Raw genomic sequence first — 14,764 nt, 5'->3', positions numbered from 1 at the left:
GGGGCCTTTCAGTCAGGATTCTTGAGGCTGTGGAAATCTGGGCGACTCGAATCAAGGAAGACCTCTCCGGACTTTTTCGGGGCAAGCTCGATGTGAGTCGGGTGGCATCGATTGTTTACTCCCAGGATGGAGGTGTCACTCGTGAGGCTCCCTGTGGAGTGGCGCTGCCAGAAGATGCTGAAGATCTGGTCGTGCTGGTGCAGTATTGTCATGAGCACAGCATTCCGATGACTGTGCGAGGTGCAGGAACTTCGCTATTCGGGCAGTCTCTGGGCCCCGGATTGATCATTGATGTTTCGGCCAGCATGAACCGTGTGCTCTCGATGAGTGAGCGCACAGTCCGCGTTGAGCCGGGGATCACCATTGACGAACTGAACCGTCGTTTAAGGCCTTATGGCCGCGAGTTTGGGGTCTATCCTCTGGATTCTGCCGTAGCGACTGTGGGAGGAGTTGTTGGAGTTGATGGCATTGGGCCGCACGGCTTGCGTCATGGGGCAGCCCACGATCATGTCGCCTCGCTGCAGGTCATGCTGGCCAGAGGGACGCAGTTTACGGCGGGACTCGAACCTTTAGCCATGCCCGATCGGCAGGCTCCGGAGAATCAGCCCCATCAGGTCAAACGAACGATCATCTGCCGGCTCGAGTCGATCTTGAGAAATGAGGCCGCCCTGATCAAGGCGTCTCAACCGGGAGTCACGCTGCTGCGCAGGGGAGGCTATCAATTACGGGGAGTTCTGACGGAAGAGCGGCTCGATTTGTGCCGCCTGCTGGTCGGTTCCGAAGGGACCTTGGGTTTGTATACAGGAATCACGCTGCATACGACCCCATTGCCAGCCCATCGCGGTGTTCTGTTGTTACTTTGCCCGACACTCGATTCAGCCATTGAAGTGGTGCATCAGGTTCGAGTGATGGAGCCAGCAGCCTGTGACCTCGTCGATCGCAGAATCCTGACTCTGGCTCGAGAGCTCGATGACCGGTTTCTGATGATTATTCCTCCGACCATTGAAGCTGCGGTGTTGATTGAAGTGACGGCCGAGACGGAATCGGAATGTCGCGAACAGTTGACCAGCCTCAGACGCTGCACCGCACGAATTGCGGAAGGGCATTTAACGGCCTATGAAGCGAATTCGCCCAGTGATGTCGAGTTTCTCTGGTCGCTTTCCCGCAAGATCCTTCCCCAGTTGGAAAAGCCTCGTGGCGGCATGCGGACTGTGCGGATCTTTGATGATCTGGTCGTCCCGCCAGAAGCACTCGCGGAATTTCTGGCCAAGGCCCATAAAGCTTTTCAAATGGCCGATATCTCGGCGGTCATGTATTCACATGCTGCCATGGGTGTCGTTCACTTTCGACCTTTGCTGACAGATCGAGCGGCATGGCCTGTTGCCGCTTTAGAGCAGTTGCAGTACGCCTTGTATGAAGCCGCCTGGTCGCTGGGTGGTTGTATCGGCAGTACTCAAGGCCTGGGCAGCTTGCGAACCAGTGCGCTGCGAGAGCAGTATGGTTCGCTGTGCGACATCTTCAAAGAGGTCAAAAACATCTTTGATCCCGAAGGCTTGCTGGCTCCCGGGCATGTTGTCCCTGCCGCAGCGCGAGTCGGTTGGGGAACGGCTTTTCCCTCTGCCAGTCAGCAGGCAAGAGCTGTGGAACCCATTCACTTTTCTGGCCGGGAATTGAAGTCCACTTTTGAGCAGGAACTGCCAGTTCAAGCTCCGACCGGCGAACTCGTGGAGTTATGCCACTCGTGGCCCCAGGGTGAAGCGATTGAGGCGGTCAATGCCTGCAATGGCTGCGGAAATTGTCGTCGTGAAGACCGCAGTCACCGCATGTGCCCGTTCTTTCATGTGACCCATCAGGAGGTCTCCAGCCCACGAGCCAAAGCTGTGGTGTTTCGAGATACTCTTTCTGGCAGGCTTGCGCCAGAGACGCTGACTCGCCCGGAAATGCTCCCTATTCTCAATTCGTGCTTTAACTGTCAGCAATGTTCACTCGAATGCCCTTCTCATGTGGATATCCCGCGAATGGCCATCGAATTGAAAGGCCAGGCGGCAGCTCAACAGGGTGTTTCCCGAGTCGACTGGCTTCTTTCGCGGCCTGATGTCTGGGGGCCATGGGGGAGTTGGTTAGCTCCAGTCCTCAACCCATTGCTCAACTGGAGCACGTTCCGCCGGGTGCTGGAATTGCTGACAGGAGTCGCCAGAGAGCGGCGATTACCACTTTTCTCTCGAAAGTCTTTTCTTCAGCAAACCGCCCAACAAGCCGTTGAGGTTCCGCAATCTGCTTCTGAGCCGGTCGCAGGTCAGAAAAAGCCGCTTCAGCCAGTGGTTTACTTTGTCGATCATTTTGCGAACTACCACGACACAGAACTGGCGATGGCGTTCAGCCGAGTGCTGGAGCATCTGGGGTTTGAGCTCATTGTTCCGAAGGGACAACTGGCCTCCGGGATGGCCTTGATCTCGGCTGGTGAGTTGCCAGCGGCCCGTGAACTGGCATTGGAAAATCTGCGCGTGCTGGCCCCTCACGCTCGTGACGGATTACGGATTATCTGTACTGAGCCCACGGCGGCTTTGTGTTTGAAGAAGGAATATCCCAGGTTGACTCAACATCCGGATGCCGAACTGGTAGCACAACAGACCGTGGAAGCGGGGGCGTTTTTAGCAGAATTAGCAGCACAAGGGCGTTTACCCATACCGACAGAACCTCTCGCGATGACTCCCTTGCGGGCGGTGTACCATACCCCCTGCCATTTGAAGTCACTCGGCGAAAGACAGCCTCTTCTGGAGATCTGCCGACTGATTCCCAAGCTGGAGCTGCATGCCGTCGAACGAGGCTGTTCGGGAATGGCCGGTACCTTTGGGCTGTCGAGCAAAAATTTTCAGACCTCGATGAAAATCGGCCATGAACTCATGGAAACCATGCGATCCCGTGATTGGGATTTTGGCGTGACGGAATGCAGTGGCTGTCGTTTGCAGATGACCCAGCGCACTGCCACGCCGACATTACATCCCATCAAGCTGATGGCGATGGCTTATGGTCTCATGCCGGAACTCAAGGCCCGGTTCAAGCACCAGACCAGAAAATATACTCTTGAATGATGGAAATTCCCCGTCGATTCAATACCCACATTTTTTGCGGGAACTGTAAAATCAGGGTGCGGCACATCGAAGTTGTTGTCGGCTGGTAATGAATCCCGTTGTCAATCAGCGACCAGACCTGGGCCAGCAGATTTCATTTCCGCATGTGGAGGTGATCCGATGAATTCCAGTGTTATTCATGAGCAGGTTGTGGACGTGCAATTGTTTGCCCTGGCACGGGAACTCACGAGTGTTGCCAGGGTCTCGCTCGAAGTTCCTGTCGAAGGGCGACCTGTGACAATCGCAGATGTTCAGCACGCTCTCATGGCCCGATTTCCGCGACTGGCTTCCCTGGGGGCGAAACTGCTCTTTGCCGTCGGGACTCAGTACGCTGACGAAAATACCGTGGTTCAACCCGGAGAGCCCGTCGCCTGCTTTCCCCCGGTCAGTGGAGGGTGAGCCTCACGAGGTTCATGTGCCTTCATCAAGAAGGCCAGATCATCAAGAAGACCAGATCTCGCAATTCATCAGAATTGTGTCAGTGGAAAAAGCCGGGAGCAAGATGCCAAGACTGACCGAACATCCGATTGATTCACAGCAATTGCTCAACGCTGTCCAGACAACACAAGCGGGGGCCGTGATCCTGTTTCTGGGAACCGTGCGGGAGTTTACGAATCAGCGACAGACCCTGGCTCTCGATTACGAAGCTTTCGCACCTATGGCGATTGCCGAGATGGATCGAATTGAAGCCGAGGCCCGCGAAAAGTGGATACTGGCGAAGATCGAGACCATCCATCGACTCGGCCACCTGACGTTGGGAGAAATCAGCGTGGGAGTTGCTGTCTCTGCGCCTCATCGCGATGCTGCCTTTGCTGCGGGGCAATACATGATTGATGAGTTGAAAAGGCGTGTCCCCATCTGGAAAAAAGAGAACTGGTCCGATGGCAGCCAGGAATGGGTTCATCCCTGATCGATCAACATGCCAGCGATAGTATGCGGGGATCTTCCGACAAAACGCTCTCCATGAAAAATCACGTTCGGTGTGCCATGCTTGGGGCTCTGAGCAAGCATATTTTTGCGACCAACAGCACGCCGTTGTTTCGTGGGAACCGTATCAGTCACACATCGAAAATAGTCATCAAAAAATGTGATCAAACAGAAAAAGGGCTGCTGGAAGTCATCCAGCAGCCCTTTGCAAATTGTCTTATATCTGCTTGCGATCATCAGTGGCTGGTAATGAACTCAGAAACTGATGGTTATCGCTGGAAGAGTTTACTCTTCAGCCACATAAGGGAGGAGCCCCATGAAGCGAGCGCGGAGAACAGCGTCGCGGACCACGCGCTGATACTTCACGCAGGTCCCCGTCTTGCGGCGAGCCAGCAGATTCCCTTCGCGGTCAATCATCTGGCGGAGTGTCTTGAGATCTTTGTAATCAACAAAGATCGGACGTGGTGGCTTGTCACAGCCATCCGGGCAGAAGCGGCACTTGAGCTTCTTCTTGAGACGCTGACGCTTCTTGCGAAGCTTCTTGATTTCGGTTTTGGTGTACTGGGCCATTCGTTTCCTCTCGTTGGGCGACCTGATCAATCAGGCCCGTCTCTGAACAATTTTCAGAAACGCTTCGATGTGGCAGAGATTTCTTTTTCAAAATCACTGCATTGCTTAGTAATTGAGCATTATCGCAGCAGCGACAAAGTTTGCAACTGTCGCCCCACCTGGCTGCTGATTCTTTGTAAGTTATTTCCTGGTTGATTGTTACGATAAACCTTCAAGGCTGGCAGGAATCCTGAGGCTTCGGCATAAGCTTTTCTGCCATCAGGATTTGACGCATTAACGCCAAGGGATTCTCAAAACTTCAACCCGCAAGACGCGACAAGGGCCTGCATTCATGAATTCTGGACATCCAGCAACTGATGGTCATCAGCAACGCTGCGGCCTGAGCCATGACCGGTTATGCGAACATGCGCCCTCACTCAAGCTGTGGCTGTGCCTGCTGACACTCATTGCCTGTGTTGGACAAGGTCATTATCAAACGCTGAAGGCTGGCGAAGCACAGGTCTCTCGAGCAGGAGTTCTCCCCAAGGCAGATGTTCTGACGGCCACCAATGCTGAAGCTAACGCAGCGCTCAACAGCAAAACTCACTCTTCCGCTTCATCAGCCGAAAGCCTGATTCATCGCGATGCCATCCGGCAAACGGTCGGAGTTCTGGCCAGCGATGCACTAGAAGGCCGTCAGGCGGGAAGTCGTGGCGGTCAGGCAGCGGCGGCTTATCTGGTCACTGAACTCAAGAAAACCACTCTTGAGCCGGCCGGCACATTTCAGTGGTATCAGGAATTCGGGAATAACTGCCGCAACATTCTCGCGAAGAAAACCGGAAGCGACCCCGCGTTGCGAGAGGAAGTGATTCTCCTGGGAGCGCATTTCGATCATGTGGGTTATGGGAATGTCAGTAATAGCCGGGGTGGCGTGGGACAGATTCATAACGGAGCCGATGATAACGCCAGCGGCACATCACTCCTGTTGAGTATGGCCCGTGCTCTGGATGCACACCCTCCACTGAGGCGTACGGTCATCATTGCCTTTTGGGATTCGGAAGAAAACGGCCTGATCGGCTCGACTCACTGGGTGAACAGCGGCTTAGTTCGCACAGATCGAATTCGCGCGGTGATCAATACCGATATGGTAGGCCGTTTGCGCAACGATACCGTCAAGGTGCAGGGGTGGCGTTCGATGGCGGGGTTTCGTGAGATCCTTGCCCGGGCCAATCAAAGTTCGAAGCTGCGTATCAAGTTTGATGACACGGTTAATTCCGATTCTGATCACTGGCCATTTTACAGCCGCCGGATCCCGGCCTTGCAGGTCGATACAGAGCTGCACGAAGACTACCACCGCCCTACAGACGATGCCGATCGACTTGAATTTGAAGGCATCGAGCGAATTTCCCGCTGGATCTTTCGTGCAGTGCTCACCCTGGGAAATCAGGACACAATTCCGCCTTTTCGAAATGAAGTCTTCCAGGAAAGCCAACGTGGTGTCCAATATGTCACTCCTCTGGCGGCAACACCTCCCAGACTCGGGCTCACCTGGAAAAACGAACCGGCAGAGGAAGGAGAGATCGTGATCGATTATGTCCGCCCCGGCTCAGCAGCGGCACTGGCTGGTATTGAAGTCGGCGAGCGCATCATTTCATTTGGCCCATTTACCGAATTGAACACACCACGACTGAAATCTCTGGTGGTGACAGCTCCACCCGTCGTGCCTGTCTTGCTCAGGAAACCCGATGGGACTCAGCGAGAGGTCACTCTTCATCTGGCGGGTTCCGCGATCCGCGTCGGTGTGGCCACGCGCTCTGACCCCGCCATGCCCCACGTGGTGGGTGTCACCGATGTCATTCCCTTTTCACCCGCGGCAGCAGCAGGATTGGTTCCAGGAGATTGGATCTATCAGGTGGCTGGTCAACCCGTGGGATCTATTCAGAAATGGAGACAAACTGCGGACCAGATGACAGAACCGACAGAACTGGAAGTTGAGAATATGGGACAGCTACGCAAAGTGATTGTCACCCCCATTCTCTTCAGCAGGTCAAGCGGTTCATAATGCGGGATATGTGCCCTGGCGAATCATTGGTGGCAAGAAGTAAATCGAAGTGGCTGAAGTCTCGTGAACTGGGTGAATGAAAGATCGGCAGATCATGCTTTGGAATGGGCAATTGTCAGAGTTTTTTGCAATAGTACGCCTGAGGGAAGCAGCTTTTGCATGATTGATGCTGAAGTGTCGAACTGGCCGTGTTAACGTTTCAGTTCGGGTTCGATTCCTGTTCAATCCCCCCACATGATCCTGCCGAAAAGTCGCCTATAAGGCAGAACTCTCAGGGATTGATTGAAAAACATGTTTGAGACGTTCGGCCAATTTGGCCGGTCGTATCTCGTCGATACTCAAATAAAACAGCGTTGATGGAAAGTTGGCGCATGATCATGGCCTGAAGGCACTTCTCCCTGGAGAGACCTTGTGGCCGTCAGGCATTTGTTCGAAGTCAGCTTGGATGCTGCCGTCAGTCTTTCCTGTACAAAGGCTTGAAAACGTATGTGGTGCGTATCTGCCGGCACAGCCATCCGAGTTTGTCGTCAAGGAATACTTCGTATGCACGACCTGAAAAGGGCATTGGCCTGCGGATTCCTTTCGCTGGGAGTGTTGTCGAATGTCCACGCTCAGACAGGTGCGATCACCGGGCCATCGTCTCTGCCACCAGGTGCGAATCCTGCGGGAATCACGACTCCTGTGAATCCAGCCACTGGGGGAACTTCGGCAGGTGCCAGTTCACCGGCAGGAAATGGAGTCGTGACACCTCCCGTCACGCTAGCGCCCAAGACCTTTATGGTTCCCGCACCGCCGTTTCCTGCAAATGATCCTTTGAGCGATCCGCTTTATCAGCAGGTTTCGACTGCCATTCAGGTCACGAGTCAGCGATACCTGACGGCTAACGTGCATACGCCCTGGCAGATTTTCCACGGCATTCTGGCACTCCACGAATCGTTTCAACTCAAACTTGGTAACGAAAAGGTCTCGGCCATTTCGTGGATCGCCAGTTCGAATCCCCAGTTTGACGGTAAACCCTGGATCCTGATTACGCCCAATGGCGGGAAGTTTCATCCCTTCACGCGCGCCTATGCCTTTGAAGGTCACCCCTCTCAATTCCTTGCCTTGCTCTCAGAATCCGATCTGCCGCCCACTTTCGCCTTCAAGACTCCAACACGGGATGTCACGATCACCGAGATGCTGCAGACGAGCATGCGTGATGTCAACGACCGTGAAGAGATCACCTGGGTGCTGTGGGCTCTGGTCCATTACTACCCCACGACGACGCAGTGGGCCAATGCGCGAAACGAACCATGGAGTATCGAACGCCTGGTACAGATCCAGAATGCCGCCGCCGTTGAAAAGGGAGCTTGCGGAGGGAACCACGGGTTGTTCGCGCTGGCGCGTGCCCGAGACAAGCACATCAAGGAAGGCTTGCCTCTGAACGGAGTCTGGTTTGAAGCCGATTACAAGATCAAGCGATATACCGAGACCGCTCGCTCCATGCAGAATCCGGACGGCACCTTCTCAAGTAAGTTCTATCAAGGCCCGGGCTACACGACCGATCTGAACTCCCGGTTGAATACCACCGGGCATACTTTGGAATTTTTAGCGGCAGCACTGCCGGCTGAAAGGCTTAACGAACCATGGGTGCGAAATGCGGTCACCGTGCTGTCCAAAGATATGATTGATAATCGCAAGGCCCCTTCGGATTGCGGACCACTTTATCACTCTTTGAATGCGTTGCGGATTTACCACAGCCGGGTTTGGCCTAAGCCTGTTGTCGAACCCACTCCTGAATCAAAACCCGGGAATGAAGCCCAGCCTTCCACACTGCTACCAGGGATCACAGCGACCCCGGGGGCTGTTCCTGCCAATAAACCTGAGCCTGATCCGAAGGCTCTTCCCGCGACGGAAATCAAATCAAACTCGTCAGACAAGTCTGACACGGAGTCCGCGCCAGCCAGTGCCAGTTCTCCAGTGATCCCTGGTGCTGCACCAGTGGTATTGCCGCCAGCGACAGTCCCTACTCCAGCGACAGTCCCGGTGACACCAACTGCACCGGCACCGATGCCACTCAAGCCCGCCACGACTTCTCAGAACATGAGCGCCGCTGGGAACCCCCCCGTACCGACAGATGAAGACCTTCGAGAGCAGCAGGCCCGGCTACGATCGTTAAATGTCTCGGGAACAGTCGCTCGTCCGGCCATGAACTCTGGCGACGAACCCGAACTCTTCAATGCCGCTCCCTCGGCTATTTCGATTCTGGCACCCGCCTCTGCCCTGAAGCTGGAGAACGTACCTGATCGTTCACTCTCCAGTACTTCGCCTCAGGATGACAAAGTTCTCGCTATTCCCGAAACCAAAGATCCGACCAGTGGAAAAGTGAGTCACTCGCTGTCGACCGACGACAATCGGCGTGGCTGGAAGATTCGTGCGGTTCCCTTAGATTGGGGTTCCCTCAAGCCAGCTTCGAATCAGACAACTTTGCCAGCCCAATCGACTTCCGATACGACAGTACGTGCCGAATCCCGCAATGAGACTCTTCCCTCCAGCGATACACCACCACCCTCTCGGCCTTTGTCTAAGAGCAGCGATGGCACATAACTGCCAGTCGAAACACCGCCGTCATGGATCCACGTAATCTATGGTCTCTTCGTGCCATGCTTGCGGCCTTTGTCCCATGCTTGCAGTTCTGGGCAAGCATGCGCCTGGCCCATACAGGTCGTTGTGCTCAGTCACAACGACAAGAACCTGCACCATACGTGTCCCACGCCTTCGTATAGTGCTTGCAGCTCTGAACAAACGTCTGACAAGCCTCTCTCAGCACCACAGATTTGTCGCAAGCGTCTCAAGTCATCACTGGCGATTTGCACCACCACGTTGATGCGTCTGTCGGGACCTGCGACGTCTCGATAACTCGCAGCCAGAGCTCTGTGAGTGCAGTGGCTTGGGGCTGGCAGAGTCACATGGCGCTAGCGGAGCGACTTGGGGCGCGAGAGAATCTCGTTAATCAGAACGGCCTGCGCTGCGCCGCCGGGACGTTTGAGCATTTCAATAATTGGATGCGGCCCCGCCGCAGCAGACATTCGCCCCGGGTCGGCCAGATTACCGGTCTGATTACCAGCAGTTCCCCCGGCCATCATCCCCAGTTCACCAAATTGAGAGGGATTCGCCGTCTGAGACGCAGTCCCGGACATGTTGGCAGAATTTGCAGTTCCCACAGGCTCATTGAGATTGAGTGCCCCTGAGGAACTCGGAAATGAACTCGGGTTCGATGAAGGAGCTGTGTTCGCAAATGGGCGATTCGATGGGTTGGCAAGTCCTTTCCCACCCATGTTGCCACCTGGGGAGCGGACGGTTGATTCCTTCGGTTTCTTCTGCTGTTTTTGTTGCTCTTTGGCTGTTTTTCGCTGCAGAGCTTCCTGCCGGCGACGGGCTTCTTCCGCACGTCGTTGAGTTCGCTCCTGATTTCCCCCCGAAAGCTTCTCGTTCGCTTCACGGAGAAATTCTTCAATCCGGGTCGGGGGAGTCTGTTGGGAAGAGTTCTTAAACTTCTCTTTGGCCTGCTTCTCAGCCATGGCCTTCTGGGCACCCTGAATCGCGTTGACGACCCAACTCAGGACAGTAAACAGAAGCACCAGCAAACCGACAATCTGCCCGGCATCAATCCCTAATGAGGGTGCCAGCAAGAAATCGCTCGGTGTGAACATCTGTCTGTCCTCATCATGACTCAATCGATCAATCGGGTGAGTTTTCCCGATCTCCAGCTCTCACGAATACCGCACTCAAAATGGATTTTCATGAGCATTAACAGAGCAAACAAACATTATCGCTGCGTGACAGATTGCCCGGCAATAGCAGAGCGCATCTGAGTATCCGCCTGGACATTCTTCAATTCGTAGTAATCGAGCAGCCCCAAGGCGCCGTTCTGGAATGCTTCGGCAACCGCTTTGGGAACTTCCGCTTCTGCCAGAACAACTTCCGCTCGGTTGGCCTGGACTTCGGCAATCATTTCCTGCTCGCGGGCCGTAAATTCCGCACGGCGCTGCTCAGCATTGGCCTGAGCGACACGCATGTCGGCTTCGGCCTGATCAGCAGAAAGCCGAGCACCCACATTCTCACCCACGTCGATGTCAGCGATATCGATGGAGACAATTTCGAAAGCCGTATTCGCTTCGAGCCCCAGTTCCAGCACTGTTTGTGAAATACGGTCGGGATTCTCAAGCACTTTTTTGTAGTTTTCCGTCGAGCCAATCGCCCGCACAATCCCCTGCCCGACACGAGCAATAATCGTTTCTTCAGTGGCACCACCAATCAGTTGCTGGAGATTGGTCCGCACAGTCACGCGGGCTCGCGCTTTCAATTGAATCCCATCCTGAGCCACTGCATCGAGTGTGCTTGAACCTTTACGAGGATCGGGACAATCAATGATTTTGGGGTAAACACTGGTGCGAACGGCTTCCAGCAGATCACGTCCGGCAAGATCAATCGCCTGAGCAGTCTGCCAGCTCAATTCGATCTTGGCGCGATAAGCTGCCACCATGGCTTTGATCACATTCAGCACATTCCCTCGCGAAAGGTAATGGGCTTCGAGATCCCGCGTCGAGATGGGATAGGTGTCCGTCATCCCAGATTGCACGGCCATAATCTTGGCCCGCACGATGACATCGGGATCAACCTTGCGGATCGACATCGTGACAAGCTGGAACATCCCAATCCCGACGCCCGTCAACTTGCACTGGATCCAGAGGCTGAAGTAACGAATCAGCAGGTAGGTCAGAATCAGACCGAGAATGACCACGACGGCGGTCACACCGATGACAATCCCCGTCGTTCGGTTCTGGGCCAGCAGGAATCCAGAATCAGCCGCAAAATCACCTAACATGCGAACCTCAAACTCGGGTCAGAAATGGGTGTTCTTTATGGATGCTTAAAGTCTGTCGAAAATGCGACCAGAGCAACTTCTTGATGAGACTGATCAGAAGTCACAACGGGAAATCTGGAGAGTCAGATCAGTCTCTTTTACTCAGGAGCAGTAATACCACTCCATACAGTTTCCTACGGTCTAATCTGACGAGAGGCACAAATCAAGGAGTGAATTGTTTTCCAAAGGCCAGGCAAAGTGATTCCATGTTCGTGCCCCTGGTGTAAGTTTTCGCAGACAATGAAAAACTCAAACAGCTTTCGTGTTATCTGTCGCGATCTTTTCGGGATCATCAGCCAGTTGGGCGAATGGATCGAGTTCCACGATTGGAGAAGGCAACGCAGGAGAAGTCAGCACTGGGGAGGCCGGCGGAGCAGAGGCGTAAGTTTCGGGGCTTGGCGACTGAGCTTCCCTGGTGGTCGATGATCCGGACTCTGTGACTGGAAGGACTTGAGCCTCCCGAAGACTCGTCTTTTGTTCCGTTTCAGGCGGGAGGGATGGAACTGTTGAACCAGGCGGGACCTGGGACGTCACCAATCCCTTCGCGACAGGAGACACGATCAGCGTCGATCCGCGTAAACCCGTGACGATAATCGGGGAGCCTGGGTCAATCAGGGATTCTCCGGAAATGGCCGAGTAGCGGACCTCGTCGATCATCACTGATCCACCCGGCGATAATGCTGTTCTCGCTAACCCCTGGCGTCCCACCAGAGAGGCCAGTTTCTCGTCCGTCGATGCCTGCGGGGCTTTCAGACGATCACCATCCGGCCCTTGCAGAATCATCCGCTTACCAGCTCGTGTTCGCGGGAGAATTTCAAGGGCGCCCAGCAGGCAGAGCGGTACCAGGACAAGAACTAGAGCAAAGTGAGCCGCGAAAACGAGAGGTGCCGCCCAGAGCCATGCCATGGCCGAAAATATCAACGAGCCCACAATTGCCAGGACCGTAATGACTGCGAGTGCCCCACCGGAAGGAATGAAGACTTCGGCAATCAACGTCGTCAACCCAAAGATCAGCAACAGGATTGACCAGAGGGCGTAACCGTTCATTCCAATTCCTGAAAACATTGACAGAGGGTCGCAATGGACGATTTATGGTAACGGAAGCGAGATTCTTGTGCTGATGATTTCTCAATCGGAGCTCTTCATCTCGCCAGAATCCCTTGTGGGGCAGATTGCTCCAAGATGTCAGGAGGCTTTGAGATTCATTGAGCCCACAAAGGTATTGATCGTGTGATACGAGCTGACACATTCGTGGATCCCCTCCCATTGTAGACGTCAGCCGGGTTGAAATGTGAGCTTGAGCCGTCCAGACTTTTGTGAATGGATCCCTCCTGCGGTTATTCGCAGCGAAGTGACTGGGTGATCCTTGGCAAAGTGACTGGAAGGAACTCGAATCGCAGTGCGATTGACTGGAAATACCAGAGATCAGGCGATAAACTCCCAGTTCTCTTTGGGTGCTTGTGTCGAACAAAGTGTTTTTAACAAGCATTTTAATGCAACTTAACGTCAATCTGGTTCAGTAGTTATGCCAAACAGCGACGGTGCAAGACGATCTCTTCGCAAACAGTTAAAGCGACGAGCCGCCAATCGAGTTCTGCGTTCTGTACTGCGTACGACAGTGAAAAAGACACGTCTGACGTTCACAGCTGTTGTCACCGGTGGGTCTGTGGATGATGCCACAACTCAGTTGCGTGTGGCCATTAAGAAGATTGATCAGATGGCAGCTCGCGGCCTGATCCACAAAAACAAAGCCGCTCGCGATAAATCGCGACTCACAATTTCGCTCAACAAAGCTCTCGCTGCCAAATCTGCTGCCGCCCAGGCACCGGCTGCTGAGTAGTTTGTCGAGAACCACTCGTAGTGAGCCGATAGGGCTCACAAAATGGCATTGCGTGACAGCTCAGTCATCACAACCTGCTAAGGCGTTGAATCCAAAGAGGTACTGACCATGGTCAGTACCTCTTTTTGCTTTAGCCGAGCATTGAGAAGCCCAAATGGCGATTGGCAATGATTCGGGTGCAACCTCAATTCACTCCAACTTCCAACGCCAGGCAACCTCCATCTTCACACGTCACACCTCCAACTTCAAACTTCCACCCCCTTCGTCAAAACCGGAAAAATCGTTAAACTCGACCCCATCATCGAACCGATAGGTGAGACAGGTAATAGTCCAGGCATGGCCTTGCCATTGAATCACTTGATCGGGAGTCGACGATGGCCTTCTTTTCCGGCCTGTATGTCCAGAGTCGACTGCGCACAATCACGACTGCCGTGATCCTGGCTTTGATCACCTTACCTTGCACCATCATAGGTTTGTGGTGGATCACACAATCTTCTTCCGTCGTCGATCACGAAGACTCATCCACCGGGATTGACGCCCTGCTCGGTTCACTCGAACGTGGAGATCCTGCGCCGGGACTCGTGCCCGTCCCTCGACCAACTCCCATTGCCGGCAAGGTTGAAGTCTCTGAAGCCGTTCCCGCATACGTGACAGCGGCCGTTCACTCAGTGCATGAGAATGATCGCACTGCGACGATTGAGCCAGCTTCTTTCAGACCGTCAGCGACAAAGTCCGTCTCTAATCAGGCCGTCTGGTTTGCGGGCGAGATTGAGCCGATTGAAACTGAGCCCATTAAAACGGATTCAGAGCAGCCCGATACTTTCTCGCGAGATCATCCCGCTAAATCTTCTCCCATAAAATCATCGGTAGAAGTTGTGCCTTATTCCCAGAGTGCAGCACCTGCAACCCTTGCCCCGTAAGTGCAGGCTTGCAGCGTGAATTTGTTTTGACAGGTAATCAACATGTACGAGTCTCATTGGGGATTAACCCGGCCGCCGTTTGGTGGAGAACTTCCCACGTCAGGATTTCTCGGGAGTCGCTCACATCAAGCCGCACTGCTGAAGCTTCGTTATCTGATCGAGACATCGAAAGGAGCGGGCCTGCTGGCTGGCCAGCCAGGATTGGGAAAGACAACCGTTCTGGAAATGCTTTCCCGAGAGTTGCAGGCTGACGAAAACTCGAAGAACTCAGAGAGCGGAGCCGCCAGATACCGCTTTGTCCCGGTGCTTTTCCCACAACTGACGCCCTCCGAACTTCTGGGATACATTGCCTCCAACAGCAGTCAGCCTGCCACCGAAGGCGCGCCTGCCGAAAAGCCTGCCGCAACTCCAGAATCCCCAGCTCCTGAG

General features: G+C 54.2%; 12 protein-coding genes. 8 read left to right on the top strand and 4 right to left on the bottom strand.

Annotated elements, in window-relative coordinates:
• Positions 1-29: 29 nt before the first annotated feature.
• From A6X21_RS11060 to A6X21_RS11050, 3 genes are all read left to right on the top strand, one after another.
• Positions 30-3,092 (top strand): FAD-binding and (Fe-S)-binding domain-containing protein, encoded by a 3,063-nt coding sequence (locus A6X21_RS11060; protein ID WP_068847840.1) that lies wholly within the window; start codon positions 30-32, stop codon positions 3,090-3,092.
• 159 nt (positions 3,093-3,251) lie between these two features.
• Complete coding sequence (locus A6X21_RS11055) at positions 3,252-3,530, top strand: MoaD/ThiS family protein (RefSeq protein WP_068847838.1); 279 nt, start codon at positions 3,252-3,254, stop codon at positions 3,528-3,530.
• Positions 3,531-3,633: 103 nt separating this feature from the next.
• Positions 3,634-4,041, top strand: a complete 408-nt coding sequence (locus A6X21_RS11050; RefSeq protein WP_068847904.1) for a molybdenum cofactor biosynthesis protein MoaE — start codon at positions 3,634-3,636, stop codon at positions 4,039-4,041.
• A 302-nt stretch (positions 4,042-4,343) separates the two neighbouring features.
• Here A6X21_RS11050 and rpsR read toward each other — a convergent pair whose 3' ends face one another.
• The gene (gene rpsR / locus A6X21_RS11040) at positions 4,344-4,628 is read right to left on the bottom strand and encodes a 30S ribosomal protein S18 (protein ID WP_068847834.1); all 285 of its coding nucleotides are present in this window, start codon (positions 4,626-4,628) and stop codon (positions 4,344-4,346) included.
• Between the two features lie 331 nt (positions 4,629-4,959).
• Here rpsR and A6X21_RS11035 point away from each other — a divergent pair, with 331 nt between their 5' ends.
• Both A6X21_RS11035 and A6X21_RS11030 read left to right on the top strand, forming a co-directional pair.
• The gene (locus A6X21_RS11035) at positions 4,960-6,669 is read left to right on the top strand and encodes a M28 family peptidase (protein ID WP_068847832.1); all 1,710 of its coding nucleotides are present in this window, start codon (positions 4,960-4,962) and stop codon (positions 6,667-6,669) included.
• A 543-nt stretch (positions 6,670-7,212) separates the two neighbouring features.
• Positions 7,213-9,255 (top strand): hypothetical protein, encoded by a 2,043-nt coding sequence (locus A6X21_RS11030; RefSeq protein WP_068847831.1) that lies wholly within the window; start codon positions 7,213-7,215, stop codon positions 9,253-9,255.
• Between the two features lie 368 nt (positions 9,256-9,623).
• Here A6X21_RS11030 and A6X21_RS11025 read toward each other — a convergent pair whose 3' ends face one another.
• The 3 genes from A6X21_RS11025 to A6X21_RS11015 form a co-directional block, all read right to left on the bottom strand.
• Complete coding sequence (locus tag A6X21_RS11025; RefSeq protein ID WP_068847829.1) at positions 9,624-10,361, bottom strand: hypothetical protein; 738 nt, start codon at positions 10,359-10,361, stop codon at positions 9,624-9,626.
• Positions 10,362-10,477: 116 nt separating this feature from the next.
• The gene (gene floA / locus A6X21_RS11020) at positions 10,478-11,536 is read right to left on the bottom strand and encodes a flotillin-like protein FloA (protein ID WP_068847827.1); all 1,059 of its coding nucleotides are present in this window, start codon (positions 11,534-11,536) and stop codon (positions 10,478-10,480) included.
• A 288-nt stretch (positions 11,537-11,824) separates the two neighbouring features.
• Positions 11,825-12,622: an NfeD family protein gene (locus tag A6X21_RS11015; protein WP_068847825.1), complete on the bottom strand. Its 798-nt coding sequence runs from the start codon at positions 12,620-12,622 to the stop codon at positions 11,825-11,827.
• 478 nt (positions 12,623-13,100) lie between these two features.
• Here A6X21_RS11015 and rpsT point away from each other — a divergent pair, with 478 nt between their 5' ends.
• From rpsT to A6X21_RS11000, 3 genes are all read left to right on the top strand, one after another.
• Positions 13,101-13,415 carry a 30S ribosomal protein S20 gene (gene rpsT / locus A6X21_RS11010; RefSeq protein WP_068847824.1) on the top strand — a complete coding sequence of 105 codons (315 nt, stop codon included), beginning with the start codon at positions 13,101-13,103 and terminating at the stop codon, positions 13,413-13,415.
• 374 nt (positions 13,416-13,789) lie between these two features.
• The gene (locus A6X21_RS11005; RefSeq protein WP_068847822.1) at positions 13,790-14,335 is read left to right on the top strand and encodes a hypothetical protein; all 546 of its coding nucleotides are present in this window, start codon (positions 13,790-13,792) and stop codon (positions 14,333-14,335) included.
• Between the two features lie 42 nt (positions 14,336-14,377).
• On the top strand, positions 14,378-14,764 hold a 387-nt coding region (locus A6X21_RS11000), incomplete at its 3' end, for an AAA family ATPase (RefSeq protein WP_165603766.1).

Origin of the sequence: Planctopirus hydrillae, assembly GCF_001707835.1 — a bacterium.
Lineage (GTDB): Bacteria > Planctomycetota > Planctomycetia > Planctomycetales > Planctomycetaceae > Planctopirus > Planctopirus hydrillae.
The sequence above is the reverse complement of the archived record's forward strand: the minus strand, read 5'-3'. Positions and strand labels throughout refer to the sequence as shown.